The sequence below is a fragment of the Caulobacter sp. genome (assembly GCF_049283275.1).
Classification (GTDB): domain Bacteria; phylum Pseudomonadota; class Alphaproteobacteria; order Caulobacterales; family Caulobacteraceae; genus Caulobacter.
The window spans coordinates 1-3,777 of sequence record NZ_JBAPVS010000024.1 but is presented as its reverse complement, the minus strand read 5'-3'; the positions used below and the strand labels follow the sequence as shown (position 1 = coordinate 3,777).

The window sequence follows — 3,777 nt, the reverse complement described above, 5'->3', positions numbered from 1 at the left end:
TCGTGATCGTCCCGGGGATCAGGTACTTGCCTTCGAAGTCGTAGGCGTAGAGGGCGCTGGCGGTGTTTGTGTTCTGATCCAGCTCGTAGATCGTCACCCGCTCCTTCTCGCCGAACTCCTTGTAGAGATAGCCCCAGTTGGCCGCGAGGTTGGAGCCGTAGTTGTTGCGCGGGACCATGCGCAGGTAGCGCACCTCCAGCACGTCGCCGGGCTTGGCGTCCTCGACATAGATCGGGCCGGTCATGATGTGGACGCCGGGGTTGCGGTCGTCCTCGGGGATCTCGGTGAAGATGCGGGTGACCGCCTCGTCCATCATCAGGTCGGGGGCGTCGCCGGCGTGGTGGGTGATCGCTTCGGCCGAGACGAGGTCGCCGCTCTTGATGCGCAGCGACGGCTTGATCGACGGATCGAAATAGCCCCAGTGCACGGTCTTGGGCGTGGCCTTGAGCGTGTGCAGGGCGCCGGGCGTCACGTCGGGGCGGGTCTGGCCGGGTTCGCAGATGAAGGGCATCGGGTCTTCGATCCTCAGGCGGCGGCGAGCGTGACCGAGGTCATGCTCAGCGAGCCGTGCTCGATATGGTCGGGGGCGAAGCTGGCGACGTCGCCCGGCAGGCGCGCGCCCAGCACGTAGAGCAGCGGCCAGTAGTGGTCCGGCGTCGGAACCGACTTGGCGGCGTCCTGGCCTTGCGAGGCGAAGTTCACGGCCCGCTCGGGCGCGTCGTCCACGATCGCCTGCTTGATGTAGTCGTTGAACCGCTGGGACCAGTCGTAGGGCGCGCAGTGGCGCTCGCCCCAGTTCATGGCCGGCAGGTTATGGACGATGTTGCCGGTGCCGATGATCAGCACGCCTTCATCTCGAAGGGGCGCGAGACGCTTGGCCAGTGCGAAGTGCCACTCCGGCGGCTTGGTGGCGTCCATGCTGAGCTGGACCACCGGCACGTCGGCCTCGGGATAGGCCTTGCACAGCACCGACCAGGTTCCGTGGTCCAGGCCCCAGGCCTGCTGATCCATCGCCACCGGCTGGGGGGCCAAAAGCTCTTGCACTCGCGCCGCCAACTCGGGCGAGCCGGGCGCCGGATATTGCACGTCGAACAGCGCCTGCGGGAACGAGGCCCCGAAGTCGTGGATGGTGCGCGGCGCGGTCATGGCGGTCACGCCCACCCCTTGCGTCAGCCAGTGGGCCGAGACGCAGAGAATGGCTTTGGGCTTGCCGAACGCTTCGCCCATGGCTTTCCAGGTCTTGGTGGTGTCGTTGGTCTCCAGGGCGATCATCGGGCTGCCGTGACCGAAGAAGACGACGGGCATCCGGCTCATGCGGCGGCTCCTTTGTTCATCGCCGCCCAGGCCTTCTGGTAGCGCGGTGTGAGCCAGCGGTTGAACTGCACCTGCGCCCCCTCCTGCCAGGAGTAGCGGCCGCGCACCGCGAACCGCGAGCGCAGGCCCACCTGGACCAGTTCGTCGACATGCATGTCCTGGGCGATGATCTTGCCCGCCGAGGTCATGATCATCTCCAGCCGCTCCTCGAAACCGGGGGTCTCGGTGGCGCCGGGCGCGACCAGGATGCCGGTGTCCTGCTCCATGGTCTCAGGCCCCGTGGGCCGCAGGATCAGGTAGATGACCATGTCGCTGGTCATCACCAGCGACAGCGTCGGCGGGATGTTGGCGAAGGTGGCGCGGTTGCGGTCTTCGTCGGTCAGCCCCGGAAAGATCGGCAGGACCGCCTTCTGGGTGGGATTGAAGCTGGCGTCGGGATGGAGCGTGCCGTTGAAGCGCAGGAAGCCCGCATCGTCCTCGGCCGCTTCCGGGAAGCTGCACAGCTCGCTGGGAATGAAGTCGTGCAGCGGTCCGCGATGCAGCTTGTTGGCGTGGTAGCCGTCGTTGTTGTTCTCGAACATCACCTTCCAGTTCCAGGCGAACTGGCCGGTCATGGGCGGGGTCAGGCCCCCGGCGTTGCTCAGGTCGTAGTTGGCGACGGCGTCCTCGACCGCCTTCAGGCGCGGGGCCAGCGGCGGGGCGGCGTCGTCGAAGTTGATGAAGATGAAGCCGAGCCAGATCTCGACCTTGAAGCTCGGCAGTTTGACGGCCTTCTTGTTGAAGTCGCAGGCGCGCTCCATGGCCGGGGCGTTCACCAGGTCGCCGTTCAGCGAATAGACCCAGTGGTGGTAGGGGCAGACGAAGCCGCGGGCGTTCCCCCTGCCCTCGGCCACCAGCATGGCCCGGTGCTGACATACGGCCGACATCGCCTTGATCTCGCCGGAGCGATTGCGGGTCACGATGATCGGCTCGCCGATGATCGTGGTGGTGAAATAGTCGCCCGGCTCCTTCACCCAGTCCACGCGGCCCACGCACAGCCATTCGTGATTGAACAGCGCCTCCTTCTCGAAGGCGTAGAAGGCCGCGTCGGTGTAGCAGGCCGGCGGCAAGGTCTCCGCCGCATCGACGTCGAGCATCGAGCGCGACAGGCCGTCGAAGAAGGCGTCGTTCAGATGGGGTGCGGGCGTGGGGCCCATGGCGCATGCGCTCCTTCGACAGATCGATACGAAGGCTAGGCTCGGTGCGCCCTGCGGTCTTGCACCAGCGCGCACGATAACTTGGCCATCGCCTGAAGCGCGGGCGTCGTCGCCGGGTTCTCGGGCGGAAATGAGCAAAAGACGCGCAAGCTTGCGGCGCCGAGCGACTTTGCAGGACGCGCACGCAAAGCGGTCGGGCGCGTACAGGCAAGACGCGCCTTAAGAGCGGGCCTAGGTTGCGCCTCAGACAGCTTCCAAAGGACCGCGCCCGTGGACATGACGCTCGCTGACGACCTGACGATCTCGGAACTGAAGCCCGGCTTCGGCGCCCGGATCCACGACCTCGACCTGTCGACCGCCTCGGACGGCGAGATCGACAAGGTTGTGGCCGCCTTCCACCGTCACGGCGCCGTCGTGGTGCCGGGACAGGACATGACGCCCGACGACCTGATGCGGTTCATCGGCCGGTTCGGCGATCCGGAAGATCACACCCAGACCCGCTTCACCCTGCCCGGCTATCCGAAGATCTTCATCCTCAGCAACCGGGTCGTGGACGGCAAGCCGATCGGCGCCCATAACGACGGCGTCGGCTGGCACACCGACTACAGCTACAAGCCCGAGCCGGTGATGTTGACCATGCTCTATGCGGTGGAGGTGCCTGACGAGGGCTCCGACACCCTGCTGGCCGACGGCTGCGCGGCCTGGAACGCCCTGTCGTCGGAAAAGCAGGCCGAGCTGCTGCCGCTGAGCCTGCACCACAGCTACAAGCACTTCATGGCCACCCGGCAGTTCGGCCAGCAGCAGAATTTGTCGCCGGAACTCGAGGCCGCCAATCCGGACGTCGAGCATCCGCTGATCCGCACCCACCCCGCCGACGGCCGCAAGGCGCTGTGGCCGTCAACCGGCACCGTGACCGAGGTGATCGGCAAGCCCGGCCCCGAGGGCCTGGCCCTGATCGACGAACTGGTCGAGTTCATGACCGGCGACGACTTCGTCTACCGCCACAAGTGGGCCAAGGGCGACCTGCTGATGTGGGACAACCGCTGCACCCTGCACACCGGCACGCTGTACGACGACACCAAGTACTTCCGGACGATGCATCGCCTGTGGGTTAAGGGCGACAAGCCTTATTGACGATGCTCCCCCTCCGGGGGAGCTGTCGCGAAGCGACTGAGGGGGCTTTCAGCGGGTGAAACCCCCTCCGGCCCTCTGGGCCACCTCCCCCAGAGGGGGAGGATCTATTTCGGGAGTTTCCATGACCAAGACC

4 protein-coding genes are annotated in these 3,777 nt (G+C 66.2%); 1 reads left to right on the top strand and 3 read right to left on the bottom strand.

Features of this window, described 5'->3' with window-relative positions:
* The 3 genes from WAL33_RS01305 to WAL33_RS01295 form a co-directional block, all read right to left on the bottom strand.
* A partial coding sequence (locus WAL33_RS01305; RefSeq protein WP_422177721.1) for an acetamidase/formamidase family protein occupies positions 1-511 on the bottom strand: 511 nt, incomplete at its 3' end.
* A gap of 14 nt (positions 512-525) precedes the next feature.
* Positions 526-1,314, bottom strand: coding sequence for a 4,5-DOPA dioxygenase extradiol (gene ygiD, locus WAL33_RS01300; protein ID WP_422177719.1), 789 nt, complete (start codon positions 1,312-1,314; stop codon positions 526-528).
* The gene (locus tag WAL33_RS01295) at positions 1,311-2,510 is read right to left on the bottom strand and encodes an aromatic ring-hydroxylating oxygenase subunit alpha (protein ID WP_422177717.1); all 1,200 of its coding nucleotides are present in this window, start codon (positions 2,508-2,510) and stop codon (positions 1,311-1,313) included. Before WAL33_RS01295 ends, ygiD begins: the two co-directional genes overlap by 4 nt.
* Before the next feature lie 276 nt (positions 2,511-2,786).
* Between WAL33_RS01295 and WAL33_RS01290 the strand changes: the two genes are divergently transcribed.
* A complete protein-coding gene (locus WAL33_RS01290; protein ID WP_422177715.1) occupies positions 2,787-3,644 on the top strand; it encodes a TauD/TfdA dioxygenase family protein in 858 nt (285 codons plus the stop codon).
* Positions 3,645-3,777: the final 133 nt, after the last annotated feature.

Bases quoted from the DNA above. Each gene is read 5' to 3' on its own strand.
- WAL33_RS01295 (WP_422177717.1), bottom strand. From the start codon at position 2,510: ATGGGCCCCACGCCCGCACCCCATCTGAACGACGCCTTCTTCGACGGC.
- WAL33_RS01290 (WP_422177715.1), top strand. From the start codon at position 2,787: ATGACGCTCGCTGACGACCTGACGATCTCGGAACTGAAGCCCGGCTTC.
- ygiD (WP_422177719.1), bottom strand. From the start codon at position 1,314: ATGAGCCGGATGCCCGTCGTCTTCTTCGGTCACGGCAGCCCGATGATC.